Origin of the sequence: Kitasatospora sp. NPDC092039, from assembly GCF_044756065.1 — a bacterium.
In the GTDB taxonomy this organism is placed as follows: Bacteria; Actinomycetota; Actinomycetes; order Streptomycetales; family Streptomycetaceae; genus Kitasatospora.
In genome coordinates this window covers 21,455-47,445 of sequence record NZ_JBIVSD010000001.1, presented here as the reverse complement: position 1 = coordinate 47,445, position 25,991 = coordinate 21,455, and the positions used below count along the sequence as shown (strand labels likewise).

Annotated in this window: 25 protein-coding genes; 11 read left to right on the top strand and 14 right to left on the bottom strand. The window is 74.6% G+C overall.

From position 1 onward, the window contains the following. Positions 1–6 precede the first annotated feature (6 nt). From ACIQI7_RS00210 to ACIQI7_RS00175, 8 genes are all read right to left on the bottom strand, one after another. Positions 7–351 carry a sodium:proton antiporter gene (locus ACIQI7_RS00210; RefSeq protein WP_401103339.1) on the bottom strand — a complete coding sequence of 115 codons (345 nt, stop codon included), beginning with the start codon at positions 349–351 and terminating at the stop codon, positions 7–9. Next, positions 348–1,088: an MnhB domain-containing protein gene (locus tag ACIQI7_RS00205; protein WP_401103338.1), complete on the bottom strand. Its 741-nt coding sequence runs from the start codon at positions 1,086–1,088 to the stop codon at positions 348–350. Before ACIQI7_RS00205 ends, ACIQI7_RS00210 begins: the two co-directional genes overlap by 4 nt. Then, on the bottom strand, positions 1,085–1,357 hold the full coding sequence (locus ACIQI7_RS00200; protein WP_401103336.1) for a Na(+)/H(+) antiporter subunit B: 273 nt from the start codon (positions 1,355–1,357) through the stop codon (positions 1,085–1,087). Before ACIQI7_RS00200 ends, ACIQI7_RS00205 begins: the two co-directional genes overlap by 4 nt. Continuing rightward, positions 1,354–1,629, bottom strand: coding sequence for a monovalent cation/H(+) antiporter subunit G (locus ACIQI7_RS00195; RefSeq protein ID WP_387756002.1), 276 nt, complete (start codon positions 1,627–1,629; stop codon positions 1,354–1,356). The genes ACIQI7_RS00200 and ACIQI7_RS00195 overlap by 4 nt, the downstream gene beginning before the upstream one ends. Next, entirely contained in the window at positions 1,629–1,886 is a 258-nt protein-coding gene (locus ACIQI7_RS00190) for a monovalent cation/H+ antiporter complex subunit F (protein ID WP_401103333.1), read from the bottom strand. The genes ACIQI7_RS00195 and ACIQI7_RS00190 overlap by 1 nt, the downstream gene beginning before the upstream one ends. Continuing rightward, positions 1,883–2,329 (bottom strand): hypothetical protein, encoded by a 447-nt coding sequence (locus ACIQI7_RS00185; protein ID WP_401103331.1) that lies wholly within the window; start codon positions 2,327–2,329, stop codon positions 1,883–1,885. Before ACIQI7_RS00185 ends, ACIQI7_RS00190 begins: the two co-directional genes overlap by 4 nt. A 222-nt stretch (positions 2,330–2,551) precedes the next feature. Further along, positions 2,552–3,568: an SDR family oxidoreductase gene (locus ACIQI7_RS00180; RefSeq protein ID WP_401103329.1), complete on the bottom strand. Its 1,017-nt coding sequence runs from the start codon at positions 3,566–3,568 to the stop codon at positions 2,552–2,554. Beyond that, positions 3,565–4,224 carry a DUF6328 family protein gene (locus ACIQI7_RS00175; RefSeq protein ID WP_401103327.1) on the bottom strand — a complete coding sequence of 220 codons (660 nt, stop codon included), beginning with the start codon at positions 4,222–4,224 and terminating at the stop codon, positions 3,565–3,567. Before ACIQI7_RS00175 ends, ACIQI7_RS00180 begins: the two co-directional genes overlap by 4 nt. A gap of 236 nt (positions 4,225–4,460) precedes the next feature. Here ACIQI7_RS00175 and ACIQI7_RS00170 point away from each other — a divergent pair, with 236 nt between their 5' ends. The 5 genes from ACIQI7_RS00170 (at position 4,461) to ACIQI7_RS00150 (ending at position 10,883) form a co-directional block, all read left to right on the top strand. Further along, positions 4,461–6,266 (top strand): thiamine pyrophosphate-requiring protein, encoded by a 1,806-nt coding sequence (locus ACIQI7_RS00170; RefSeq protein ID WP_401103325.1) that lies wholly within the window; start codon positions 4,461–4,463, stop codon positions 6,264–6,266. After that, the gene (locus ACIQI7_RS00165; RefSeq protein WP_401103323.1) at positions 6,253–6,690 is read left to right on the top strand and encodes a hypothetical protein; all 438 of its coding nucleotides are present in this window, start codon (positions 6,253–6,255) and stop codon (positions 6,688–6,690) included. Before ACIQI7_RS00170 ends, ACIQI7_RS00165 begins: the two co-directional genes overlap by 14 nt. After that, positions 6,683–9,007: a GMC family oxidoreductase gene (locus tag ACIQI7_RS00160; RefSeq protein ID WP_401103321.1), complete on the top strand. Its 2,325-nt coding sequence runs from the start codon at positions 6,683–6,685 to the stop codon at positions 9,005–9,007. The genes ACIQI7_RS00165 and ACIQI7_RS00160 overlap by 8 nt, the downstream gene beginning before the upstream one ends. Then, positions 9,004–10,098 carry an enolase C-terminal domain-like protein gene (locus ACIQI7_RS00155; protein ID WP_401103320.1) on the top strand — a complete coding sequence of 365 codons (1,095 nt, stop codon included), beginning with the start codon at positions 9,004–9,006 and terminating at the stop codon, positions 10,096–10,098. Before ACIQI7_RS00160 ends, ACIQI7_RS00155 begins: the two co-directional genes overlap by 4 nt. 110 nt (positions 10,099–10,208) lie before the next feature. After that, complete coding sequence (locus ACIQI7_RS00150) at positions 10,209–10,883, top strand: HAD family hydrolase (RefSeq protein ID WP_401103319.1); 675 nt, start codon at positions 10,209–10,211, stop codon at positions 10,881–10,883. A gap of 140 nt (positions 10,884–11,023) precedes the next feature. On the opposite strand, the gene ACIQI7_RS00145 is transcribed toward ACIQI7_RS00150, so the two are convergent. Both ACIQI7_RS00145 and ACIQI7_RS00140 read right to left on the bottom strand, forming a co-directional pair. Next, positions 11,024–12,796, bottom strand: a complete 1,773-nt coding sequence (locus ACIQI7_RS00145; RefSeq protein WP_401103317.1) for a glycoside hydrolase family 15 protein — start codon at positions 12,794–12,796, stop codon at positions 11,024–11,026. Positions 12,797–12,811: 15 nt separating this feature from the next. Then, entirely contained in the window at positions 12,812–13,765 is a 954-nt protein-coding gene (locus ACIQI7_RS00140; RefSeq protein ID WP_401103316.1) for a TIGR03557 family F420-dependent LLM class oxidoreductase, read from the bottom strand. Positions 13,766–13,942: 177 nt separating this feature from the next. On the opposite strand from ACIQI7_RS00140, the gene ACIQI7_RS00135 reads away from it, so the two are divergent. After that, entirely contained in the window at positions 13,943–14,362 is a 420-nt protein-coding gene (locus ACIQI7_RS00135; RefSeq protein WP_401103314.1) for a hypothetical protein, read from the top strand. A 41-nt stretch (positions 14,363–14,403) separates the two neighbouring features. On the opposite strand, the gene ACIQI7_RS00130 is transcribed toward ACIQI7_RS00135, so the two are convergent. Continuing rightward, positions 14,404–14,850 carry an SRPBCC family protein gene (locus ACIQI7_RS00130; RefSeq protein WP_401103312.1) on the bottom strand — a complete coding sequence of 149 codons (447 nt, stop codon included), beginning with the start codon at positions 14,848–14,850 and terminating at the stop codon, positions 14,404–14,406. A gap of 225 nt (positions 14,851–15,075) precedes the next feature. Continuing rightward, positions 15,076–15,978: a LysR family transcriptional regulator gene (locus ACIQI7_RS00125; protein WP_401103310.1), complete on the bottom strand. Its 903-nt coding sequence runs from the start codon at positions 15,976–15,978 to the stop codon at positions 15,076–15,078. Positions 15,979–16,196: 218 nt separating this feature from the next. On the opposite strand from ACIQI7_RS00125, the gene ACIQI7_RS00120 reads away from it, so the two are divergent. Then, the gene (locus ACIQI7_RS00120; RefSeq protein WP_401103308.1) at positions 16,197–17,084 is read left to right on the top strand and encodes a 3-hydroxyacyl-CoA dehydrogenase NAD-binding domain-containing protein; all 888 of its coding nucleotides are present in this window, start codon (positions 16,197–16,199) and stop codon (positions 17,082–17,084) included. Positions 17,085–17,111: 27 nt separating this feature from the next. On the opposite strand, the gene ACIQI7_RS00115 is transcribed toward ACIQI7_RS00120, so the two are convergent. After that, complete coding sequence (locus tag ACIQI7_RS00115; RefSeq protein ID WP_401103306.1) at positions 17,112–18,674, bottom strand: serine/threonine-protein kinase; 1,563 nt, start codon at positions 18,672–18,674, stop codon at positions 17,112–17,114. Between the two features lie 157 nt (positions 18,675–18,831). Then, positions 18,832–20,118, bottom strand: a complete 1,287-nt coding sequence (locus ACIQI7_RS00110) for a Rieske 2Fe-2S domain-containing protein (protein ID WP_401103304.1) — start codon at positions 20,116–20,118, stop codon at positions 18,832–18,834. Between the two features lie 353 nt (positions 20,119–20,471). Here ACIQI7_RS00110 and ACIQI7_RS00105 point away from each other — a divergent pair, with 353 nt between their 5' ends. The 4 genes from ACIQI7_RS00105 (at position 20,472) to ACIQI7_RS00090 (ending at position 25,953) form a co-directional block, all read left to right on the top strand. Further along, the gene (locus ACIQI7_RS00105) at positions 20,472–21,050 is read left to right on the top strand and encodes a leucine-rich repeat domain-containing protein (protein WP_401103302.1); all 579 of its coding nucleotides are present in this window, start codon (positions 20,472–20,474) and stop codon (positions 21,048–21,050) included. Between the two features lie 358 nt (positions 21,051–21,408). Continuing rightward, positions 21,409–22,572, top strand: coding sequence for a methyltransferase domain-containing protein (locus ACIQI7_RS00100; RefSeq protein WP_401103300.1), 1,164 nt, complete (start codon positions 21,409–21,411; stop codon positions 22,570–22,572). A gap of 268 nt (positions 22,573–22,840) precedes the next feature. Beyond that, positions 22,841–23,206, top strand: coding sequence for a hypothetical protein (locus tag ACIQI7_RS00095; protein WP_401103298.1), 366 nt, complete (start codon positions 22,841–22,843; stop codon positions 23,204–23,206). A gap of 416 nt (positions 23,207–23,622) precedes the next feature. Continuing rightward, entirely contained in the window at positions 23,623–25,953 is a 2,331-nt protein-coding gene (locus ACIQI7_RS00090; RefSeq protein WP_401103296.1) for a lamin tail domain-containing protein, read from the top strand. The last annotated feature ends 38 nt before the right edge of the window (positions 25,954–25,991 follow it).

Sequence of the window (25,991 nt, the reverse complement as noted above, 5' to 3'; positions counted from 1 at the left end):
CGGCCGTCACCCCCGCAGCCCGGTCAGTTCCTCCGGGTCCACCGTGCCGTGGCGCTTGCGCAGTTGGATCACGAGGGAGAGGAGCAGCGCGGTGACGGTCGCGCCGACCACGATGTCGGTGAGCGTCAGTGCCTGGACCACCGGGTCCACCACCGGGGCGTCGGTCGGCAGGTCGGAGTAGACCGGGGCGGTGGCGTCGCGGCGGTACCCGACCGCGAGCAGCAGGACGTAGGTCGAGGACTGGGCGACGGCCAGGCAGCCGACCGCCTGCACCAGGTTGCGGCTGGTCACCAGGCCGTACAGGCCGGCCAGCAGGATCCACCCGGCCACCAGGTAGGGCAGCAGGCTCATGCCTCCTCCCGTCGGGGGGCGACCTCGACGGCCTGGTCCAGGAAGTGGGCGAGCAGCACCACCACGCCGGAGGCGACCTCGACCCCGACGACGGCGTTGACGACGGCCACCAGCCCGCTGGAGGACAGCTGGTTGAAGGTCCCGAGCGGCAGGGTGTTGGCGAGGTAGCCGGCGCCCTGGGCGAGGCCGATCAGGCCGAGCGCGGCGAAGGCGCCGGCGGCCAGGGCGTCCGCGACATCCAGCGCGGCGAGCGGACGGATCCGCTTGAGCACCCGGTAGTCGGCCGCGACGTACGCCAGGTGCAGGGCGGTGGCCAGCGCGACGCCGCCCTGGAAGCCGCCGCCCGGGCTCAGCGCGCCGTGCGCGACGAGGTAGCCGCCGGTCAGGACGGTGACCGGCAGCAGCGCGGCGCCGAACAGCCGGGTGGTGGGCAGGACGGGCTCGGCGGCGGCGCGGCGCTTGCGCTCGTCCCGGGCCAGCCGCAGCAGGATGCCCGCGCCGAGCACGGAGCCGAACAGGATCGACTCCTCGCCGAGGGTGTCGAAGGCCCGCTGGTCGAAGTTGACGGAGGAGACGGTGTTGGCCGTCCGCCGGGCCAGCCCGGCCGCCACCGCCCGCTGGCCGTACGGGTGCCGCTCGCCGCCGAAGCCGGGCAGCTCTCCGGCGGCGGCGACCAGCGCGGCGGCCAGCACGGAGGCCGCGAGGAGGAAGAGCCCGAGCCGGGCGGTCCGGTTCACTCGGCGCGGTCCGGGCGGCGTTCGTCGGTGTGCTCCTCGCGGTGCACCCGGCGGACGGTCAGCAGGATCAGCAGCGGGGTGATCGCGCTGCCGACGCCGAGCTGGGAGAGCGCGACGTCGGGCGCCTGGAGCACGGTGAAGAGCAGGGCGAGGCTCAGCCCGAGCAGGGCCAGCACGGCGGCCTGCCGGACGGGGTCGCGGGTGAGCGCGGCCGCGGTGGCGGTGACGGCGGTGAGCAGCAGGGCGATCACGATCAGGGCGTCGGTCACGGCCGTGCCGCCGCCCGGCCCACGGCCATGGTGGTGACGGTGCCGCCCGCCGCCAGCAGCCCGCCGACGACCAACAGTTTGACCGCCGCCCGGCCCGGCCCGGTGTCCACGGCGAGGGCGAGCGCGACCAGCGGGGCGCCGAGCACGGCGGCGGGCGAGAGGGCGTGCAGGCGCAGGTGGCGGCCGGGGAGCACGGCGAGCGCGAGGGCGGAGAGCAGCAGCGCGGCCGTGCCCGCGCAGAGCAGCACCAGGGCCACGGCGTGCCGCCCCATCAGCGCTCCTCGCCGGCCAGGAAGCGGGTGAACACCAGGGTCCCGGCGGGTGCCAGGACGGCGAGGTCGAGCGCCAGGTCGGTGTACGACGGCCGGCCGAAGCCCTGGGCGAGCAGCAGCAGCACGACGGAGGTCACCAGCGCGGCGAGGTTCAGCCCGGCCAGGCGCCGCCGCGCCTCGCCGGACAGCCCGAGCAGCAGGCACGGGGCGATCCCGCCGACGGCCAGCACGGCCGCCGCCAGCAGCCAGGCGTTCACTCGGCCGCCTCCGTCAAAGCGCGCTCCAGGGCGGAGGCTTCCCGCCCGAATGCGTGCACCAGCAGGCTCTGGCCGTCGACGTCCACCACGTACGCGCCGGGGGTCGAGGAGAGCAGTGCGGCCGCCCAGGCGGGGCCGGTGCCGGGGGCGAGCCGTACGGCGCGGAAGCCGGACCGGCGGCGGCCGGGGGAGAGCACGGCGAGGACCAGCCGGCCGGTGTCGGCCAGCAGGGTCCGCGGGAAGGCCCGCAGCGCCGGGGCGAGGCGGGCCGCGCCGCCCGGGGTGGCGCCGGAGCCGCGCCGGACGGCGAGCGCGCCGAGTGCCCCGAGCAGGGCGACGCCGCCGCCCACCGCCACCTCCAGCGGTGTCACCGAGCTGATCAGCACGACGTTCAGCAGCAGCAACAGCCCCCACCAGAGCAGGAGTTCGGCCACCGTCCGCATCGAGTCACCCCCTGTACCGGCCGTCCTGGCAGCGTCGCCGTCGCGGCGAGCGGCCCCAGGTGTACCGTCCGGCCGGTGACGGCGTCCCGTGCGCAACGCCGACGCGCGGGGGATCGACGTGCCGGACCACCCGTTCGCCGGAGCGCGAGGCCGGAACCTCCGATGATCGGCCCGGCTCCGCGCTCTCCGTTCTCGGCTCGGTTCAGGCCCCGGCCGTCGGGTTCACGACCGGCGTACCAGCGCCCTCGCCGCGGCGCCGAGCAGCGCGGCCCCGCCGACGGCGAGCAGGCCGTGGTGCTGGGAGGCCCACAACTGGGCGCTGCGCTCGCGGGCCTCGGCGTCGAAACGGCCGTGCGCGCCGTGGTCGTCGGAGGCGTCCATGGGCGACCAGAGGTTGCAGCGGTCGTCCGCCGGCCGGGGCCCGTCCTCCTGTTGGGCGTCGATGCCGGTGCGGGCGAGGTAGCGGTCGAGCAGGCCGGGCGCGAGGGCGTTGGCGACCAGGGTGGCGGCCGTGCTGGCACCCACCCAGTACTCCCGCCGCCCGGGGTGGTCGGCCGCGAACCGGACGGCGCGGGCGGCGAGTTCGGGCTGGTGGACGGGCGGCACGGGGCGGGCCCGGCCGCGCAGCCGGTTGAGCACCCAGTCGAACTGCGGGGTGTTGACGGCCGGCAGCTGGACCATCGTCACGCGCACCGACGAACCCTCGGCGAGCAGTTCGCAGCGCAGCGCCTCGTGCCAGCCCTGGATGGCGTGCTTGGCGCCGCTGTAGGCGGTCTGCAGCGGGATGCCCCGGTAGGCGATCGCCGAGCCGACCTGGACGATCGTGCCGTGGTCGCGCGGCAGCATCCGGTGCAGCGCGGCGCGGGTGGCGTTGACGTACCCCAGGTAGGTGACCTCGGTGACCCGGCGGAACTCCTCCGGGCTGATCTCCGTGAAGGGCGCGAAGACCGAGGCGAAGGCGTCGTTGACCCAGACGTCGATCGGTCCGAACTCGGCCTCGGCGCGGGCGGCGACGGCCTCGCAGGCGTCCGGGTCGGCCACGTCGGCCAGGACGGTGCGCACCGGCGAGCCGGCCGCCTGGGCCTCGGCCGAGGCGGCGCGCAGCCCGGCCAGGCCCCGGGCGACGAGCACGAGCCGGTCGCCACCGGTGGCGAAGGCGCGGACGCAGGCCCGGCCGACGCCGGCGGAGGCACCGGTGATGACCACGGTGCGGGGTTTCGAACGCGTACGGATGCTCATGGCACGCGTCTTGCCCCGCCGTCCTTCCCGAAACCCGGTGGGCGCCCCGCCCCGCCGCCGCCATCCCCGCCGCCATCCCCGCCGTCCCCGGCGGAACCCGGCGGGGGTCGGTCCGGGCCGCCGGCGTCGCCCGGGGGCCGGGTGCTCCGCGAGTCGTGCCGGCGCAGGTGCCGCACGGGGATCAGCAGCCAGCAGGACGCGAACCAGAGCATGACGGCCCCGGTGATCCAGCCGGACGCCGCCGAGCCCGTCGCCGTGCGCAGCAGGAGCAGCAGGGCGGAGCCGATGGTCAGCGCCAGCAGCAGCAGGCCGACGGCCACCAGCCGGGCCGCCGCGTCGACCAGTTCGGGCTTCAGGCGGTGGCCGGCGAAGATCCGGTGGTAGGCCACCGGGGCCGCCAGCGCGCCGGTGGCCAGCGCCCCGAGGACGACCGTGGTCACGTACAGTCCCCGGTCGAAGTCGCCGAGCTGCGTGAAGCGCGGCATGAAGACGACGCTCAGCAGGAAGCCGAACAGCACCTGCGAGCCCGTCTGGGCCACCCGCACCTCCTGGAGCAGGTCCGTCCAGCGCCGGTCGGCCCGCTCGTCGGGCGTCTCCCGCCGTCCCGTCCAGCGGCGGTGGGCGCGCCTCACCCGGCCGGTGTCCGGTGCCGCCATGACGATCGCCTCCGCCTCCTTGTCGCCGGTGCGTCTAGCCGCAGCCGGGCCCGGCAAACCCGGCCCGCGCCCGGCGGACCTGCCTGTTCCCGGCGGACCCGGCCCGCGCCGGGCACCCCCCGCCCGCGGCTGGCACGCCCCGCCGGTCTTTACGGCCGGAAGGCGTTTCCGGACCCCCGTAGCGGATAACCGCGCTGCGGGGGGCCGTCGCCGTGAAGGACCGAAGGAGGAGCACCGTGTCCCCGAAGGTTTCCGACCAGATCCTCGAACGACTGCGTGACTGGGACGTGCAGTACGTCTTCGGCTACCCCGGCGACGGCATCAACGGGCTGCTCGCGGCCTGGGGCCGGGCCGACAACGACCCCGTCTTCATCCAGGCGCGGCACGAGGAGATGGCCGCGTTCGAGGCCGTCGGCTACGCCAAGTTCTCCGGGCGCACCGGCGTGTGCGCGGCGACCTCCGGGCCGGGCGCGATCCACCTGCTCAACGGGCTGTACGACGCCAAGCTGGACCACGTCCCGGTGGTCGCCATCGTCGGGCAGACCGACCGCAGCGCGATGGGCGGCTCCTACCAGCAGGAGGTCGACCTGCTGAGCCTGTACAAGGACGTCGCCGCCGAGTACTGCCAGATGGTCACCGTCCCCGAGCAGCTGCCCAACGTGCTGGACCGGGCGATGCGCACCGCCGCCGCCCGCCGCACGGTCACCGCCGTCATCGTGCCCGCCGACGTCCAGGAACTGGACTACAGCCCGCCCGAGCACGCCTTCAAGATGGTGCCCTCCAGCCTGGGCAGCCCGCAGTGGACGATCGTGCCGAAGGAGGACGAGCTGCGTCGCGCCGCCGAGGTGCTCAACTCCGGCCGGAAGGTCGCCATGCTGGTCGGCCAGGGAGCCGCCCACGCCCGCGGACAGGTGGAGCAGGTCGCCGAGGTGCTCGGCGCCGGCGTGGCCAAGGCCCTGCTCGGCAAGGACGTGTTGCCCGACACCCTGCCGTACGTCACCGGGTCGATCGGACTGCTCGGCACCCGGCCCTCCTACGAGCTGATGCGGGACTGCGACACCCTGCTCACCGTCGGCTCCAGCTTCCCCTACAGCCAGTTCCTGCCCGAGTTCGGCAAGGCCCGGGCCGTACAGATCGACCTCGACCCGTTCATGGTCGGGCTGCGCTACCCGTACGAGGTCAATCTCGTCGGCGACGCCGCCCGCACCCTGGACGCCCTGCTGCCGCGGCTGGCCCGCAAGGAGGACCGCGACTGGCAGCGCACGGTCTGCGACAACGTCGAACGCTGGCGCGACGTGATGGAGCGGCGGGCCGGGGTCGAGGCGAACCCGATCAACCCCGAGTACGCCGTCCACGCCCTGGACCACCTGCTGCCCGACGACGCCATGGTCACCGCCGACTCCGGCTCCGCCGCCAACTGGTACGCCCGCCACCTGCGCTTCCGCGGCCGGATGCGCGGCTCGCTGTCCGGCACCCTGGCCACCATGGGCCCCGGCGTGCCGTACGCGATCGGCGCCAAGTTCGCCCACCCCGACCGGCCCGCCATCGCGATCGTCGGCGACGGCGCGATGCAGATGAACGGCCTCGCCGAACTGATCACCATCGCCAAGTACTGGCAGGAGTGGGACGATCCGCGCCTGGTGGTGGCGGTGCTCAACAACCGTGACCTCAACCAGGTCACCTGGGAGATGCGGGCGATGCAGGGCGCGCCCAGCTTCCTGCCCTCCCAGCAGCTCCCCGACGTCGACTACGCGGGCTTCGCCCGCAGCCTGGGCCTGGGCGCCGAGCGCGCCGACCACCCCGCGCAGGTGCCCGACGGCTGGTCGCGCGCCCTGGCCGCCGACCGGCCCTACGTGCTGGAGCTGGTCACCGACCCGGCCGTCCCGCCGATCCCGCCGCACGCCACCTGGGACCAGATCCAGGCCGCCGCCGAGTCCGTGCTGCGCGGCGACGCCGACCGCGTCGCGGTGGTCCGCCAGGGCCTCAAGGCCAAGCTCCAGGAACTCCTGCCCTCCTTCGGAGGCCGGCATGGGCATCACTGACCTCGCCCTGCGCAACGTCCGCACCGGCCGCTTCCAGCGCTCGCTGGCCCTGGCCACCGCCGGCGGCTCGGTGATCACCGCCGCCGAGATCTACCTGGAGCACGACCGGGCCGGCTTCGGCAACCGCGTCATGTGGTGGCCGGTGTGGCTGGGCCCCGTCGGCGCGGCCGCCGGGATCGCCGGGGCGTGCAGCCCGCGCGCGGCGCACACGCTGCTCCCGGTCGCCTCCGCCGCGATCACCGCCAACGGCCTGCAGGGCACCTACCTGCACGTCCGGGGCATCGCCGAGAAGCCCGGCGGCTGGTCGATGGCCCGCTACAACATCGAGATGGGCCCACCGCTGTTCGCGCCGCTGCTGATGAGCCTGGTCGGAGGGATGGGCCTGGTCGCCGCCGTGCTGCGCCGGGAGTCGCGCGATGCCTGAACCCCGCTTCCCCGGCTACGACGTGCTCGGCCAGGTCCGCTACTGGGACCGCGAGACCGTCGCCGCGGTGCTGTCCCGGACCGGCCCGCAGCCGCCGCTGCGCTTCTTCACCCCCGCCGAGGAGGCCACCGCCCGCGCCCTGCTCGACCAGCTGCTCGACCACCCGCAGCCTCCGCTGCTCGCGATGATCGACGCCCGCCTCGCCGAGCGGCAGACCGACGGCTGGCACTTCGCCGACCTGCCCGAGGACGACGAGGCCTGGCGGCGCAGCCTGCGCGCCCTCGACGAGGACGCCGACGGCTGCTTCGCCGACCTCACCGAGGTCCAGCAGCGGGCGGTGCTCGGCCGGGTGCAGGAACTGGCGGGCGAGCGCTGGCACGGCCTGCCCGCGCAGCACGTGTGGAGCCTGTGGACCCGCTACGCCTGCACCGCCTACTACTCCACCCCCACCGCCTGGAACGAGATCGGCTTCGGCGGCCCCGCCCACCCCCGCGGCTACCTGCGCCTGGGCGCCGGGCTGCGGGAGCCCTGGGAGGTCGCCGACGCCCACTCCCGCCCGCCGCGCCCGCCCGACCACGAGCCGCCGCGCCCCGTCCCGCCCGCCACCGACCCCGGCCGGCACTCCCGGCTGCGCGCCGCCGCCGCGACCGTACGGGCCAATGCCGCCGCCGAAGGCGAGGTCCGCCGGCGCAACGCCTCCGCCTGGCTGCTGCCGTCCGACGGCCGCGGCTTCGACCACTCCCTGGTACGGAACATGCGGCGCCACCGGGACGCGGAAGAGGTCGACCTGCTGATCGTCGGCTGCGGCGCGGGCGGCGCCACCCTCGCCCAGCGGATGGCCCGCCGGGGCTGGAGCGTGGTCGTCCTGGAGGCCGGGCCGTTCTGGGACCCGCTCGCCGACTGGGTCAGCGACGAGGCGGCCTCCCACCAGCTGTACTGGACCGAACCCCGGGTCATCGACGGCACCGACCCGGTGCCGCTGGGATCCAACAACTCCGGCCGCGGCGTGGGCGGTTCGATGGTCCACTTCGCCGGGTACACGCCGCGCTTCCACCCGTCCGACTTCCACACCCGCACGGTCGACGGCGTCGGCGCCGACTGGCCGATCGACTACGCCGACCTGCGGGAGTCGTACCGCCGGCTGGAGCACGAACTGCCCGTCGCCGGCCAGTACTGGCCCTGGGGCGAACCCCACCCCTACCCGCACGCGCCGCACCCCGTCGGCGGCAACGGCGAGGTGTTCCTGCGCGGCGCCGCCGCCCTCGGCATCCAGGCCCGGGTCGGCCCCGTCGCCATCACCAACGGCCGCTTCGGACGCCGACCGCACTGCGTCTACCGGGGCTTCTGCCTCCAGGGCTGCAAGGTCAACGCCAAGGCCTCCCCGCTGATCACCCACGTCCCCGACGCCCTCGCGCACGGCGCCGAGATCCGCGCCGACTGCATGGCCGCCGCCGTCGAGCTCGACCGCGACGGCCTCGCCCGCGGCGTCCGGTACTTCCACCACGGCCGCGAACACCTCCAGCGCGCCCGCACCGTCGCCGTCGCCGGGTACGCCATCGAGACCCCGCGCCTGCTGCTCAACTCCGCCTGTCCGCGCTTCCCCGACGGCCTGTGCAACGACCACGACCTGGTCGGCCGCTACGTCATGGTGCAGGGCGCCCCGCAGACCTCCGGCCGCTTCGAGGAGGAGATCCGCGCCTACAAGGCCCCGCCGCCCGAGGTCACCACCGAGCAGTACTACGAGACCGACCCGCGCAAGCCGTACCGGCGGGGCTTCAGCATCCAGAACATCTCCCCGCTGCCCATCACCTGGGCCGAGCACGTCGTCGCCCAGGGCCACTGGGGCGCCGACCTGCGCGCGTACCTGTCCGACTACGTGCACTGGGCCACCCTCGGCGCCATCGCCGAACTGCTGCCCCAGCCGGACAACCGGGTCACCCTCGCCGAGGAGACCGACCGCCGGGGCCTGCCCGTCGCGCGGTTCACCTTCTCCCAGTGCGAGAACGACCGGATGCTCATCCGGGCCGCCCGCGAGGTGATGGAGTCGATCCTGCGCGCCGCCGGGGCCGACGAGGTCATCACCATCGACCGCTACGCCCACCTGGTCGGCGGCTGCCGGATGGCCGCCGACCACCTGAGCGGCGTGGTGGACCACCGGCTGCGCACCTTCGCCGTGCCCAACCTGCTGATCACCGACGGCAGCGTGCTCCCCACCCAGGGCAGCGCCAACCCGGCGCTGACCATCATGGCCCTGGTCGACCGCGCCGCCGGCCTGCTCGCGGCGGGGCAGCGGTCCGGACTGCGAGCGCCGGCATGACCGCCGTCGAACGCATCGGCGTCCAGGTCTACACCGTCCCCACCGACGCCCCGGAGGCGGACGGCACCCTCGCCTGGGACAGCACCACCCTCGTCCTCGCCCAAGCCGTCGCCGGCCCGCACACCGGCCTCGGCTGGACCTACGGCGCACCCGCGACCGCCGCCGTGATCAGCGCGGAACTCGCCCCGCTGGTCACCGGCCGCGACCCGCACGACACCAGCGGCGCCCACGAGGCGATGAACCGCGCGGTGCGCAACACCGGCCGCCCCGGCCTGGTCGCGGGCGCGATCTCGGCCGTCGACCTCGCCCTGTGGGACCTGCGCGGCCACCTGCTCGGCCTGCCGCTCGCCCGACTGCTCGGCGGCGCCGCCCGCCCGGTGGCCGTCTACGGCAGCGGCGGCTTCACCACCTACTCCGCCGGCCAGCAGGAACGCCAGCTGCGGCACTGGACCGAGGAGCAGGGCATCCCCCGGGTCAAGATCAAGATCGGCGAGTCCCGGGGCACCCGGGAACGGCGCGACCTCGAACGGGTCCGCGCCGCGCGCGCGGCCGTCGGCGACCGGACCGAGCTGTACACCGACGCCAACGGCGGCTACCGGCGCAAACAGGCCGTCCGGATCGGCGGCGCGCTCGCCGACGAGGGCGTCAGCTGGTTCGAGGAACCGGTCTCCTCCGACGACCTCACCGGCCTGCGCATCGTCCGCGACGCCGTCACCCCCGACGTCACCGCCGGGGAGTACGGCTACGACCTCGCCTACTTCGCGCGGATGGTCCCCACCGTCGACTGCCTCCAGGCCGACGCCACCCGCTGCGGCGGCCTCACCGGCTGGCTGCGCGCCGCGGCCCTCGCCGAGGCCCACGGCCTGGACGTCTCCGCCCACTGCGCCCCCCACCTGCACGCCCACGCCGCCGCGGCCGTCCCCAACTGCCGCCACCTGGAGTGGTTCCACGACCACGTCCGGATCGAGCGGCTGCTCTTCGACGGCACCCTCGACCCCTGCGGCGGCACCGTCACCCCCGGTGCCGACGGCGCGCCCGGCCACGGGCTGCGCCTGGCGCCCGGTCGGGCCGACGGGTACCGGGTGGGCTGACCGCGCGAGCGTCGCGGCGGACGACCGCGAGTCGGCGAACGAGCGGACGTCAACGAACAACCGAAGTCGGCGAACGAGCGGACGTCGGCGAACGACCGAAGGAGAAAACGGTGACCAAGGCCCCAGCTGCACTCTTCGACGTCGACGGCACCCTGCTCGACACCGTGTACTTCCATGCCCTCGCCTGGTGGGAGGCCCTCCGGCAGCACGACCGCACGGTGCCCACCGCCCGGGTCCACCGGGCCGTCGGCATGGGCTCCGACCAACTCCTCGACCACCTACTCGGCGAGGAGCGCGACCACGGCGACGACGACGCGATCACCGCCGCCCACGACGCCCTGTACGCCCGGTTCTGGCCGTTGATCCAGCCGCTGCCGCGCGCCGCCGAGCTGCTGCGCGCCTGTGCCGACCGGGGCTGGCAGGTCGTCCTCGCCAGCTCCGCGTCCGAACGGGAACTCACGGTGCTGCGCCGCGCGCTCGACGCCGACGACGTGATCGCCGCGGCCACCTCCGCCGACGACGTGAGCGCCACCAAGCCCGCCCCCGACCTGCTCCGGATCGCCCTGGACCGGGTGGACGCCTCGCCCGAACACGCCGTGTTCATCGGTGACACCGTCTGGGACGTCACCGCGGCGGGCCGGGCGGGCGTGGCGTGCGTCACGGTGGAGAGCGGCGGCTTCGCCGCGCAGGAACTCCTCGGCGCCGGCGCCGCCGAGGTCCACCGGGACACCGCCGAGCTGCTGGCCGACCTCGACCGCAGCGCGCTCGCCCGGCCGGCGGGCTGATCCCCGCGGGCTGCTCCCGGCGGAGCCGGGCTCTCGAAGGCCCGCCCGGCGCGTCCGGGCGGGCCGTCAGGCGCCCGGGGGCCCGCAGGTGCCGGGGGAACTGCGGGCGCCGGGCGGCCGCCCTTCAGGCCGGCTTCCCGTCAGGCGCCGGGCGGCCCGGCCAGTCGGGCCGCGCACTCCAGCAGCATGGCGTGCACGAACGCCTGCGGCAGGTTGCCCCGTTGCTGGCGCTGGGCGATGTCGTACTCCTCCGAGAACAGGCCCGCCGAGCCGCACAGCCCGCGGGTGGCCTCGAACCAGCGGGCCGCCTCGACGGTGTCGCCCTGCTGGTGCTCGGCGAGGGCCATCAGGAAGCCGCACAGGACGAACGCGCCCTCCGCCTCGGCGAGCGGGCGTCCGTCGTGCCGGAACCGGTAGGCGTAGTGCTCGTCGGTGAGTTCGCGGCGGCAGGCGCGCAGCGTGGCGACCGTACGGGGGTCGTCGGCGGCCGGGGTGCCGCGGTAGGGCGGGAGCAGCAGCGCGAGGTCGGGCGCCGGATCGCCGGGGGAGCGCTGCCAGCGGCCCGACGGGTGCCGGGCGCGCCGGGAGGTGTGGGCGAGGATACGGTCGGCCAGCGCGCTCCACTCCGCGGCGAGCCCGTCCGGCACCCCGGCCGGGCCGGCCGCCCGCGGGCGGGCGATCGCGCGCAGCCCGGCGGCGCAGATCAGCCGGCTGTGCGTCCAGGCGCGGTCCTCCAACTCCCAGATCCCGGCGTCCGGTTCGCGCCACCGCTGGGCGATCGTGGTGGCGGCGGTGCGCACCGCGGCCCGGGCGGACGGGTCCAGCCGGTCGTGCCGGGCGGCCGCCGCGTAGAGCAGCAGCGCCTCGCCGAAGACGTCCAGCTGGAACTGCCGGGTGATCCGGTTGCCGATCCGGTCGTGGCCGCCCGGGTAGCCGGGCAGGTCGACCGTCCGCTGGTCGGGCACCGGACCGCCGGTCACGGTGTAGGCCGGGGCCAGCCGGGGGCCGTGCTCGTCGAGCCGCGCGGTGGTGAACCGCACCGCCTCGTCCAGGAGTTCGTACGATCCGAAGGTGGCCACCGCCTGGCCGGCCAGGCACTGGTCGCGGATCCAGACGTAGCGGTAGTCGTAGTTGCGGCCGGCCTCGGCGCGCTCGGGCAGGCTGGTGGTCGCGGCGGCGACCATGCCGCCGCCCCCGGGGGAGGTGAGCCCGCGCAGCACGGCGTAGGAGAACCGGGCGTCGCGGCCGTCGAGGGTGTGCCCGAGGCCGGGTACGGCCGCCCGCCAGGCGCGTTCGGTGGCCCGCCAGGCCTTCTCCGGGTCCGGCGGGGGGCCGTCGAGGGGGCGGTCGGCGGCCTCCAGGACGAGGTCCAGCCGTTCGCCCGGGTGCAGGACGGTCTCGGCGGTGAGCCGGCCGTCCCGGTCGGGACGGGCCGATCCGGCACCCGTCCAGCGCAGCCTCAGCGGCCCGGTGCGCAGCGACCAGCCGCCCGCCGTCCGGCGGGGTTCGCGGTCGCGCCGGGGCCCGAAGCCGGATCCCGGCTCCAGGACGGTCCGGAAGCGCACCGGGGCGTACTCGGCGGTCAGCCGGCGCAGCAGCACGAGCCGGTGCGGGTCCGCCGGCATGGCCAGCGCCTCCCGGCACTCCAGGATGCCGTCCCCGGCGATCCACCGGCTGCGGCGGACCAGACCGCCGTCCTCGTAGTAGCCGCCCGGCACGAACCGGCCGACGGGTGTCACCGCGTACACGCCGCTGCCGCCGACCAGGCCGGCGAACAGCGGCTCGGAGTCCCAGCGGGGCGCGCACAGCCACGCCACCTCGCCGAACGGGCCCACCAGGGCGCCGCGTTCGCCGTCGGCGAGGAGGGCGTACTCGCGCAGGCTCCAGGGCGGGAAGGGCGGGAAGGCCTCCACGGCGCGGCCCGGCGCTCAGGCCACCTGCGGCAGGATCTGCTCGCGGTAGAAGTCGAAGAACCCCTCCTGCTCCTGGCCGATCTGCCCGACGTACACCTCGTCGAAGCCGGCGCCGACATAGGCGCGCAGCTGGTCGGCGTGCGCCCGCGGATCGTCGCCGCAGACCACCGACCGGGCCACCATCTCCTCGGTCACCAGCTCGGTGGCCTGCTCGAAGTGGCGGGGCGTGGGCAGTACCTGGGCGAGTTCGCCGGGCAGCAGCTCGGTCGGCCACAGCCGGTGGACGGTCTTGACCGCCCGCTCGCGGTCCTCGGACCAGCACACCTTCACCCCGCCGATCACCGGACCGGTGCCGCCCGCCGCCCGGTAGCGGCCGACCAGCTCGGTGTCCGGGCTCATGGTGACCAGGCCGTCCGCGAACTCCGCCGCCCGCTCGGCCGCCTTGGGGCCGAAGGCCGAGACGTACACCGGCAGCCGGGCCGCCTTCGGGGGCGTGTAGAGCCGGGCGTTCTCCACCGTGTAGTGGGTGCCGCGGTGGGACACCAGTTCACCGGTGAACAGCTCCCGCATGACCTCGACGGCCTCCTCCAGCATGTCCGCCCGCACTGCGAACGGCGGCCAGCGGTCGCCCAGCACGTGTTCGTTGAGCGCCTCGCCGGTGCCGACCCCGAGCCGGAGCCCGCCCGCCAGCTGCACGTCCGCGGTGGCCGCCGCCTGCGCCGTCACGGCGGGGTGAAGCCGGACGGTCGGGCAGGTGACCAGGGTGGTCACCGGCAGTCGGACGACCTGCGACAGCGCGCCGATCACGCCCCAGACGAACGGGCTGTTGCCCTGGGCGTCGTTCCACGGGTGGAAGTGGTCGGAGATCGCCAGCCGGGTGAAACCGGCCCGCTCCGCCAGCCGGGCCTGCTCGACCAGCTGGGCGGGGGTGAACTCCTCGCAGGACAGGAAGTAGCCGAACTCGGTCATGGCAGCCTCGGTTCCGTCGACGAGCCTTACCCGGAGCGGCTTTCCGGGACGGGCGCCGCCAAACGCCCCTACGGCCGGGCGGGGTCCGCGGGGCGCTCGCCGGGGCCCGGGTCCGCCGCCGGTACGACCCCTGATTCTCGCCGGGTTTGCGCCGATGTCGCGGGGTAGGCGTGCGGCATGGAGGACATCGGACCCGCGGCGGACGATTCCGCCGCCGACGACACGGAAGCACTCGACCTCTGCGACCACTGCGGGCGGGTCGTCGCCACCGCGGACCTGCTCGGTGCCCTGGTGCCGGACTCCTCGGCCCTGCACTCGACCCAGTCCGCGCTGGACGGCAAGCGGCTCGTGCTGGCCTGCTGCGCGGACCACCTGGCCGCCCTGATCGCGGACTACCGCCACCGCCCCTTCGTCCCCGAGGAACAGTGGGCGGGGAAGGTCTGCCGGGCCATCGCCGACTACGAGGACCCCGTCCCGCTGAGTGTGGTGGCCCGTCTGACCGGTCTCTCCGAGCAGCAGGCGGTGGAGGGCGTGGAGTGGCACAACGCCCGCGCCCGCGAGTGGCGCCGGCACTACGGCGACTCGGGCGACGACTGACCGGCCGGCGCTCCGGTCTCGCGGGTGCCCGGTGCGACGGGCTACGACTCCAGCAGGTGGTCCAGCACCCGGCCGAAGACCAGGCGGCCCGCCCGGGCGAGGACGGGATCGAGCAGCGGGCCGACCGCCCGGGGCGGGCCGGAGACCGTCAGCTCCTCCGTCCAGACCGCCGCACTGCCGCCGCCGACCGCCCGGACCCGCAGCTCGGCCCAGCCGTGTACCGGGTGGCCGCGCTTGACCAGCCGGCACCGCCCGTCCCGGCCGGGGCCGGGTGCGACCAGCTCGGTGAGTTCCATCGGATCGTCGAAGCGGAGCGGCCCCAGGCCCGTCCGGGCCAGGACGACATCCCCCGCCGCCCGCCCGGTGCCGCGCACCACCGACACCCGGGTGAACGGCACCCGGTCCCCGTGCCGCGACCAGGCCGTCAGCCGCTCCCAGCACTCGGCGGGCGGCAGCGGCGTACGGCGGATCAGGACGAAGCGGGCCACAGCAGCCACCTTAGTACTGCCTTGTTACGTGCTGCGCGGGGTCCGGGCAGGCGGGTGCGCGTTTCGGCGGTGCGCTGTCGGGGTGGCCCCCGGGACGGCCCTTCTCCTCTCTCCTCACCAGAGGGGTGGAGGGGACGCGGGATGTGTCAGGCGGTGCCGACGGCAGGCGAGTCATCGGCATCCTCCATCGACTCCACCATGCGAAGGGTGGCCCGATCAGGGTGCTCAGCGACTCGAAGGCCGCAGGTCGGCCGTCATCTCGAGCAGGCGGATCACCGCGGCGTCGGCGTCCGGGCGGTGGATGGCGTACACGGCGGTCTCCAGGTGGCTCGCCCGCCCCTGGAGCGGGACCAGTCGCACGCCGGAGACGGTGAGGTGCTGCAGGCTCTCGGGCGCGAGGCTCACGCACAGGCCTGCGGACACATAGCTGAACAGGCCGCTGAGGTCATCGGCGATCGCCACTTCACGGGGAGTGAACCCCGCATCGCGGCAAGCGAGTCGAAGTTGTTCGGCGAGGACGGGCAGTGCCGTCGGGTCCGGCAGCACGAAGTCCTCGTCCGCCAGCTGGGCGAGGTCGATCCCCTGGGCCCGGGCCAGCCGGTGGTCGTACGGCAGCGCGGCAGCGATTCTCTCGGTGACGATGACCCTGCTGACGAGATCGTCGGAGAGCCGCCCCGGGTCGCGCACGAAACCGAGATCGAGCATGCCGCCCCGCACCTGGTCGACCACACCCGCCGACGAGCCGTGCTGGAGGTGTACGCGGAGCCCCGGCAGCTGCTCGGCTGCCGCTCGCAGCATCGCGGGAAGGTAGACGTGGCTCAGGAGGCTGACGTAGCCGACGCGGACACCGCCTTCCAGGCCCGAGGCGACCCGCCGGGCCCGGGCGACCGCGGCGGTCTGCAGGTCGAGCAGCCGCTGTGCGTCGGCGGCGAACACCTTCCCGGCCGCGGTCAGCCGCGCACCTCCCGGGCCGCGGTCGAGCAGCCGGGCACCCACCGTCCGTTCCAGGCGCTGGATCGACTGGCTGAGTGGTGGCTGGCTCATGCCGAGACGTTCGGCGGCCCGGCCGAAGTGCTTCTCCTGCGCCACCACCAGGAACTGTTCCAGCAGGCGCCGTGACAGGTTCATATCGTCTTTGATATTGATCATGAGCCAATCATATATTGGACAGACTTCCTGCCCTGGGTGTCGACTATGACGTGGAACCGGGAGCCGAGTGCGGACCAGTTCCTCTCGCGGCTCGGCCGACTTGCCGCCCTGTCCCCTGGCTCTGCTCCTGAAGGCAGGGCCGGCGCCCGGCCGCGCCCGAGCCTGTGTCTCTCTGTCGATCCTCTGAGGTGGGTTTCATGGCGGTCGTGACGATCGTTGGTGCCGGGGTCATCGGTATCTCCTGGGCGCGTCTGTTCGGCGGGGCCGGTTGGGAGGTGCGCATGAGCGACCCGCGGCCCGACTTGCAGGAGCTGGTGGAACGTGAACTGGCGGGCGTGCCCGTGACGGCGACCGCCGACCTGGCCTCTGCGGCGGCCGGAGCGGACTTCGTGCAGGAGGCCGGACCCGAACGGATCGAGATCAAGGAGGAGATGTTCGCCGCGCTGGCCGCGCACACGGGCGACGACGTGGTGCTGGCCTCGTCCTCCTCGTCCCTGCTGCCCTCGGTGATCGCCCAGGGCAACCCGGCGGCCGACCGGATCGTGATCGGCCATCCCTTCAACCCGCCTGAGTTGATGCCGCTGGTGGAGGTCGTGCCGGGACCGCGGACCGCCACTCGGACCGTCGACCGGGCGGTCGAGGTCTACCGCGCGCTCGGCAAGCTGCCGATCCGGCTGAAGAAGGAGATTCCCGGCTTCGTCGGCAACAGACTCCAGAAGGTCTTCAACGAACAGTGCGCCTACCTGGTGCAGCAGGGCGTGATCGACGTGAAGGAGCTCGACGAGCTGGTGCGGGCCTCGCTCGGTCTGCGCTGGGCCGTGACGGGGCCGTTCGAGAGCGGGGTCCTCGGCGGCGGCCCTGCCGGCATGCGCCACCTCGTGGAACACGTCGGCTCACAGCTGACCTTCGAGGACGGCAGCCCGGACCCGGCCCGGATGGGCGAGGTCCTCGACGCCGTCGAACGGGCTTACGGCACGGGCCGGCCGGCCTACGAACGCCTCGTCGAGCTGCGTGACGGACGCACCCGCGCCGTCCTCGACCCGCTGGGTTGGACGAACCCCTCCTCCGACGGCGGTCGGCAGTAGTGGAAACACCAGATCGCACTCGCGCGGCTACTTCTTCCGCAGGTCGCCCGAGAATCCGCCGACCAGCAGGTGCAGGCTGCCGTCCGGATTGCGGGTGTACACCTGGTCGTACGGGACGGCGGCGCAGCCGCTGAGCGCGTTCATCGGCGCGGTGCGCAGGACCACCCGGTCCGCCGTGACCTGGACGAGGTCGGCGGTCGCGTCGCAGTAACGGGTGCCGGCGCCCTCGTTGTTGTGGATCCGGGCGACCGGATCGCCGGCCCGGCCCTGGGTGATGGTGATCGCGAAGTCCGGCTGGACCAGGGTCTGCGGGCTGCCCAGGGTGCCCTGCCAGGAGCCGAGGAGGGCGGCCGGGATCTCGCCGTCCGGCGTCGGGGTTCCGGAGGTGGCGACGGGCGAGGGCGAGGTGCTTCCGTCGCCCGCGGCCGGGGTGCCGGCGCCCTTGTCGCGCATGGCGAGGAACACCGACGTACCCGCCAGGGCGAGCGCGAGGACGGCGGCGACCAGCAGCGCGCCGGGCCCGGGCCGGCGGCGGACGGGCCGGGGCGCGTACGGGTACGGGGGGTGGTAGGGCGGGGGCTGTGTCGGCGAGTACGGTGTCGGCGTTGCCGGGGTCGGCGTTGCCGGGGTCGGCGTGGGCAGGCTCGGCGGGCCGTCGGGCCACGGCTCCGCCGGGCCGAACTGCCCGGTGGGGCCGCCAGGTTGGATGGTGGAGTCGCCGTCCAGGTCCAGCAGCTCGACGGCGAGCGAGGCCAGTGCGCCGGCGATCGCGGGCGGCAGCCAGTCCCGGCGCCCCAGCCGCTCGCCCGCCGTCGGGTCGGCGGCCGTCAGCCGCTCGCGCAGCTGCGCCGGGGTGGGGCGGCGGGCCGGGTCCTTGGCCAGGCAGTCCGCCACCAGGGTGCGCAACTCCCGGTCGGCGATGTCGAGTTCGGGCTCGTCGTGGATCACCCGGTAGAGCAGTACCGCCGCGCTCACCCCCGAGCCGAACGGCGCGGTGCCGGTGGCGGCGTGGGCGAGCACGGCGCCCAGCGAGAAGACGTCCGAGGCGGGCCCGGCGTTGCGGCCCTCGGCCTGCTCGGGGGAGAGGTAACCGGGGGAGCCGACCACGAAGCCGGACCGGGTCAGCGCGGTCGCCGCGTCCAGCGCCCGGGTGATCCCGAAGTCGATCAGGCGCGGACCGTCCAGCGCCAGCAGCACGTTGGAGGGCTTGACGTCCCGGTGCACCAGCCCTTGGGCGTGCACGGCCTCCAGCGCCTCGGCGAGCCCCACCCCGAGCGACCGGACGGCGGCGACGGGCAGCGGGCCGAAGTCCCGTACGGCGGTGCCCAGCGAGGGCCCGGCGACGTACCCGGTGGCCACCCAGGGCTGGGCGCCCTCGGTGTCCGCGTCCAGCACCGGGGCCGTCCAGCGGCCGCCGACCCGCCGGGCGGCGGCCACCTCGTTGCGGAACCGCACCCGGAACTCCCGGTCCGCCGCGTACTGTTGGTGGACCAGCTTGACCGCCACCGTGCGGCCGCCCGCCGTGCGGCCCAGGTAGACCCGGCCCATCCCGCCCGCGCCGAGTCTCCGCAGCAGGCGGTACTCGCCCACCTGCCGCGGATCCCCGTCCCCCAACGCCTCCACGCCGACTCTCCCCTCGCCGCGCCCGTTCGTCCTCCACGCCAGACGGTACCGCCGGGACGCTCGGTTCCGGTTCGGGCCGGTGGCATGGATCAGGGGGCGGGGCGGCGGGGTGGACCGGGACGGCTCAGCCCCGGGAGGCTCCACTGGACGCCTTGCCGGACGCCTCCGTCCGGGCCGGGCTCGCGGTGGTCTCGCCCACGGCTGCGCCGTGGCCGTCGCCACCGCTTCCGTTGGCGCCATGCCCCTCCGGGCCGTCTCCGTTCGTGCCGCTCCCGGCCGCGCCGCTTCCGTCGGCGCCGTGCCCGGCCGAGCCGTGCCCGCCGGCGCCGTGACCGTTCCGGTCGGCGAGCGCGGCCGGCCCCGGCAGGTGCGCCTGGTGGTCCGGCGGGTAGAACTGCCGGGCCCAGTGCCGCATCGCGCCGATCGGCCCGTCGCCCGGGGCGAGCCGGGGCGGCGACACGTACCGCTTGGTGGACCAGATCGGGAAGTCCGCCGAGGTGAACTCGAGATTGCGCCTGAACATCGGGCCCGACAGCAGCCGGGTGACCGTCCGGCTGACCACCCGGGCGACGGCCGGCGGCAGCCCGGACGGCTCCGACATCACGAAGCGGCTGGCCTGCCGCAGCTGCATCCGGCCGGGGGCGACCTGGGTGGCCATGACCAGTGAGCAGATCTCCAGACCGAGCGAGGGCGTGTGCACGTCGGTGTGCAGCGCGGTGAGGCCATACCCGTCCACGTCGACGTGGACCTCGCGCATCCCGAGCAGCGGGAAGGTCTCCCGGACGAGCATCGAGATGTGGAAGCTGGTGCCGTCGAACTCGACCGGTGCCGCCAACTCGCCCTGTGGCCAGCCGTGCAGGGTGACGAAGTGGCCCAGGTCGAAGGAGTTCTCCATGACGTCCTGGGCGTAGCCGGGCATCTCGAAGGAGGCGTACCGCAGCGGCTGCCGACCGTCCCCGAGCCGGTGCCAGGCGGGGATCTCCCAGTCCGGCTCCCGGCCGTCGTGGTGGCGCCAGACGAAGACCGCCTCGTTCACCTCGCGCACCGGCAACCGGGTGAGCGCGGCCTTGGGCGGGGTGGTGCCGTACCCGGTGCGCACGCAGCGGCCCTCGGCGTCGAAGGCGAACCGGTGGAAGGGGCAGACCAGGTCGTCGCCCTCGACCGCGGCCAGGCCGAGGTGGGCGCCCAGGTGCGGGCAGTACGGGCGGATCGCGCGCAGGCGGCCGTTGCGCAGCCGGTACAGCACGACGTCCTCGCCCGCGAGCTGGCGGGTGAGGACGGTGCCGGGCCTGAGCTCGGCGGAGAAGGCGAGTGCGGACCAGCCGTCGGGATAGGGCAGCGCCGGTGGCAGGGCGACGTCGGCCGCGGTCGGGCGGTTGCTGACGGGGTGGACGTGCTTGGACACGCGCATGAAGTCTCCTGTCGGTCTGCCCGGCGCCGCCCCTCCCAGGCGATTAGCGCTCGAACAGAATGGAATTCAGATGCTATCCACGGATCGGGAGCACGTGCACGGACAATCTCCCTAATGAGCAACAAGTCTGATGATCATTTAGAATTGTGCGTTCAGGAATTCGATTGATCCCGGCCACTCGCCCGACCCGGTGGCTCGGGCACGTTCGACCACCTCGCCCCCGCCCCACCCCCGGGGCGGCAACCCCGACGGAACCGAGTCCAGGCCGGCCGGCTCTCCTTCGAATCCGTACCCCGGTCGATCCGCACCGGCGGAGGCTGCGTGACCCCGGACGGGAAGTCTTCAAGCCGCTGGTGGAGCTCACCGCAGAACAGCGGCGCCAGGTCGTCACGCTCCCGCCGGCCATCGCCGGACTGACCTCGGTGAAGCACCTCGTGCTGTACGGCAGCAACCCGGTGCGCATACCGCCTGAGATCGGCGCGATGGAGAGTCTCGAGGAGTTCACCCCGTACACCTCCTACCGGCTGCACTGGTTCCCCTATGAGATCACCCGGTGCCCCAACCTTCGGCTCAGCACGGTGAGCACCCGTGCGCTGTATGGGAACTACAAGCAGCGGCCGCCGTTTCCGCCGTTGTCGACTGCAGCGACCGGCGCCGACGGCGTTGACCTTGAAGACCTCGACCCCGGTGTGTGGGGTGCCGCAGCGATCCGTACGTGCAGCGTCTGCGATCAGTGCGTCGAAGGCGCGGCGCTCCGCCAGGTGTGGATCTCGCTCAGGACGTCGGGCGCCGACGTCCTGCCGCTGCTGGTCAACGCCTGCTCGACGACATGCATCGACGCGCTGCCCGTGCCGGCCGACGGCTACGTCCAGGTTCCGCACACGGGCGGCCCGAACGTCGACCAGCCGCCTGCCGGGCGATGGCCCCGTTGAGTGGTGTGGGCGGGTGACGGCGAGGTAGGAGAGCCGGTCGGGGGCGCGCGGGTCGGTATCGGCCGCGCTGGGGCGGCCTCGTCCCCGGCCGGGACTCGGACCCCGCGCTGGGCCACCGGAGGCCCGGCGTGCGCCGACGCTGTCTGCGCCCCGGTTGCCCCCGCGCGCCTTAGCGCGCCGGGCGGAGGTGCGCCAGGATGGTCGGCTGGTCGTATCCGTGGTCTGCAGGAGGAGGCAGCGTGGGAGAGCACTCGAAGCCGGCGAAGGACCCCGGCCAGGGGACGCCGCCGCCGGGCAACGCCGACGGCAAGGTGACCACGCCGCCGCCGAGCAACGGCAAGCACAAGAAGAAGTGACCGTGGGCGACGACGCGGGGCCCGGTTGCCGGTCGGCCCTGGATGCGGAGATGGAGCGGGCCGGGGCGTGGCCGGAGGATTCGCCGTGGCTGCGGGAGGCCTTCACCGCGCTGCCGCGCGAGCGGTTCGCGCCGGGCCGGCTGTGGCGGTGGGACGGCTGGGCCTACGTGCCGGTGGAGCTGTCGGGCGACCCGGACGGGTGGCTGGCCGAGCTGTACGCCGGCCTTCACGAGCCGGCCGTCACCCAGCTCTCCGGTGGGCTGCCGTCGTCGTCGCTGTCCGCGCCGTCCGTGGTGGCGGACATGCTGGACAGCCTGCGGCTGGAGCCGGGGCAACGGGTGTGGGACGTCGGCACCGGGCAGGGCTGGACGGCGGCGCTGGCCGCTTGGCGGGCCGGACCGGGCCTGGTCGTCTCCACCGAGGTCGATGAGCGGCTGGCCGCCTTCGCCCGCGGCCGGCTCGCGGCTGCCGGACTCGACGTGGAGGTGGTGGTCGGCGACGGCACCGCCGGCGGACCGCCGGGTGGCGGCCGGGTCGACCGGCTGCACGCGACCTACGCGGTCGAGGCGGTGCCGTGGTCGTGGGTGGCGGCGGTGCGGCCGGGCGGGCGGATCGTCTACCCCTGGGGACGGCTGGGGTACGTCGCGCTCACCGTCGGCGAGGGCGGTCGCGTCGCGCACGGCTGGGTCCACGGCCTGGCGCAGTTCATGGGCGACCGCACCGGTCCGGCGCAGGCTGGCACCGGGCGCTCGGCCTACGCCGCGGTCCGCGGCGACGCCGAGCCCGAGACCAGCAGGGTCCTCGACCGCGACCCGGCCGCGCTGGAGGACTGGAACCTGCGGTTCGCGCTGCGCGTCGCCGCCCCGGACGCCGTGCTCTCCACCGAGCAGGGTGCGGACGGGCCGGTCGTCCTGGTCCACGACGGCGACCGCTCGTGGGCCGAGGTCGGCCCGGGAGCGGACGGGCGACCGGTGCTGTGGCAGGGTGGGCCACGCCGGCTCGGCGACGAGCTGATGCTCGCCTGGGCCCAGTGGGACGGCCTGGGCCGCCCGGGCCTGTACGACTACGGCGTCACCGTCACCCCTGATGCCCAGTGGGCGTGGCAGGGCGACCCGCAGGACGGTCCGCGCTGGCCGATCGGAGGCCGGCTGCCGGCCGCGCGGTAACCGATCGCCCGCGACCGGGTGCGCGGTGGGACGTCCGACCGCTCGGCCACCCGGTGCGCTGCGGGGCGTCCGGAGGCCCGGCGGGCAGGCGCGGTGCGCCGAGGCGTGCGCCGGTGCGCCGGGTCGGTGCGTTCACTCAATTCGCGTGGTGAGACGGCGAGTTGGCGATCCGGCCGGATGTGGTGGAGCATAGGCCGGGCCCGGTCCGTTGCGGTGCGCCTGCGCCGCGGCCGAGGCTGCGTACAGCTGCTGGGGAGGAGGCGGTCCGGTGACTGCGGAACGTCCGTTTCTGGTCCGGGGGAAGGCGGTACCCCTGGCCAGGTACCTGGCGGAGGAGGACATCGAGGGCCTGGTGGCCTGCTCGTGCATCGGGAACGAAGTCAGCATCGACCTCGCGGACACCAGGATCCTGGTGAGCCTGGTCGACGTCGCCGACATGGTGAGGCTCAACTTCCACATGGTCCAGGACGGCCCGGCCAAGCCCCGCTCCTGGTCGCGCCGGGTGCCCGTCGGCACCGGGCCGCGCGAGATCGCGTCCCGGATAGCGCTGGACGTGCGGGCCCTGGAACGCGAACTGGCGCCGCTGCGCCGGCGCCCGCCCCGGACGGTGCCGGTGCGGCACCGTCCGGGCTGAGCCCGGCGGGCGGAGTCCACCGGCCCGGGTTCGGCGGCGGGGAGCTGCCGGACCCGGGCCGGTGCTGTTCCGGTCGGGGCAGCAGCCGTGCGGGGCGACGGAAGTCGGGCCCAGCCGTCCGGAGGGTGGCATCCCACTTGTCGCGCGCGGAAACGTTCTTCCGCCGTACGTCTGGCCGTTGCCCGCCACGACCGGTAGGGATCTGGTGGCGCTGCTAGAACCGCAGCGCCCGACCTTTCCCATCCGTGGTCACACCGCCGGGCCACGAGCCCGGACGGTGGTCAGGAGTCAGCCTCATGCGGAGCACCTCGAATCCCGGGAGCACCTCGTATCCGGGGACCGTCGCGAATCCCCGGAGCACCTCGAACCCCCGGACCACCCGGAGAACGCCGCGAGTTCGGCGCCGAACCCCGGCGGTGGCCTCCGCCGCGGCCGTGGTGGCGGCGCTGGTGGCGCTGCCCGGCGGCGTGGCGCAGGCGGCGTCGCCCGACATCGTGATCAGCCAGGTGTACGGCGGTGGCGGCAACTCCGGTGCCCCGTACGCCAACGACTTCGTCGAGCTGTACAACCGCGGCGCCACCCCGGTGTCCGTCACCGGCTGGACGGTGCAGTACGCGTCGGCCGGTGGCTCCAGCTGGGCGCGGACCACCCTCTCCGGCACGATCGCGCCCGGTCACTACCTCCTGGTCCAGGAGGCCGCCGGGGCCGGTGCGGGTGCCGCGCTGCCGACGCCGGACGCGACCGGCACGATCGCCATGTCCGCGACCTCCGGCAAGGTCGCCCTCGTCACCAACGGCACGGCGCTGACCTGCGCCTCGGGCTGCGCGGGCCAGCCCGGGGTGAGGGACTTCGTCGGCTACGGCAGCAGCGCCGGCTCCGCCGAGGGCTCGCCGACCGGGAACCCGTCGAACACCACGGCCGCCCTGCGCAAGGGCGGCGGCGCCACCGACACGGACGACAACGCGGCGGACTTCGCGATCGGCGCGCCCGCGCCGCGCAACTCCTCCACCGGCGGGGGCGGCAACACCGGCGGCACCCGGATCCACGACATCCAGGGCGCCGCCCGCACCTCCCCGCTGGCCGGCAGCGCGGTCAGCGCGGTGCCCGGCGTGGTGACGGCCGTCGGCCCCAACGGCTTCTGGTTCCAGGACCCGCAGCCCGACAACGACCCCGGCACCAGCGAGGGCGTCTACGTCTACACCGCCGGCGCGCCCTCGGTCGCGGTCGGCGACTCGGTCACGGTCGGTGCCACCGTCAGCCAGTACCGCCCGGGCGGCACCGGCGGCACCACCAACCTGTCGATCACCGAACTGACCGCGCCCACCGTCACGGTGGTCGCCCACAACACGCCGCTGCCCGCCGCCACCGTGGTCGGCCAGGGCGGGCGGATACCTCCGTCCGCGGTCATCTCCGGCGTCACCTCCGGCGACGTCGAGACCGCGGGGAACTTCCAGCCCGCCACCGACGGCCTGGACTTCTGGGAGTCCCTGGAGGGCATGCGGGTCGAGCTCGACAACGCGGCCGTGGTCGGCCCGACCAACAAGTTCGGTGAGGTCCCCGTCGTCCCGCAGGGCAGCGGCACCCGCACCGGCCGGGGCGGCATCCTGCTGCAGGCGAACGACGGCAACCCGGAGCGGGTCGTCCTCGGGAAGGCGCTCGCGCCCACCCCGACCGCGAACGTCGGCGACACCCTGACCGGTGCCACCGTCGGCGTGCTCGACTACGCCTTCGGCAACTTCACCCTCCAGGTCACGGCGACCCCGACGGTCACCTCCGGGGGCACCGCCCCCGAGGTCACCGCCGCGCCGACGGCCGGCCAGCTCGCCGTGGCCACCTTCAACGTGGAGAACCTCGCCCCGTCCGAGCCGCAGAGCAAGTTCGACGGCCTCGCGGCGGGCATCGTCACCAACCTGCGCTCGCCCGACCTGGTCGCCCTGGAGGAGATCCAGGACAACAGCGGTGCCACCGGCGACGGCACGGTGAGCGCGACCCAGACCCTGGCCAAGCTCACCGCGGCCATCACCGCGGCCGGCGGCCCTTCCTACTCCTACCGGGAGATCGACCCGGTGGACGGCCAGGACGGCGGGCAGCCCGGCGGCAACATCCGCCAGGTCTTCCTGTTCCGCACCGACCGCGGCCTCTCCTTCACCGACCGCCCCGGCGCCGGACCGACCACCGCCGACTCCGTCGTGAACGCGGGCGGCACGCCGCAGCTGGCCTACTCGCCCGGGCGGATCGACCCCTCCAACGCGGCGTTCAACTCCAGCCGCAAACCGCTCGCCGGTGAGTTCCGCTGGAACGGCAAGCCGGTCTTCGTGATCGCCAACCACTTCAACTCCAAGGGCGGCGACCAGCCCCTCTTCGGCCGCTACCAGCCGCCGGCGCGCCCCTCGGAGAGCCAGCGCCACGACCAGGCCGCCGTGGTGAAGGGCTTCACCGACCAGATCCTGGCCGTGGACCCGAACGCCTCGGTCATCGTGCTCGGCGACCTCAACGACTTCGAGTTCTCCCGGACCACCGACATCCTCACCGCCGGCGGTTCGCTCACCGACCTGCCGCGCACCCTGCCGCCGGCCGAGCGCTACACCTACGTGTACGAGGGCAACTCGCAGGTGCTGGACCACATCCTGATCTCCGGCTCGCTGGCCGCCACGGCGTACGGCTACGACATCGTGCACATCAACAGCGAGTTCCGCACTCAGCTCAGCGACCACGACCCGCAGGTGGTGCGCATCCCGCTGCCGTAACGGCGTCCGCCTGACGGCGGCGGTCCTCCCGCTCGCGG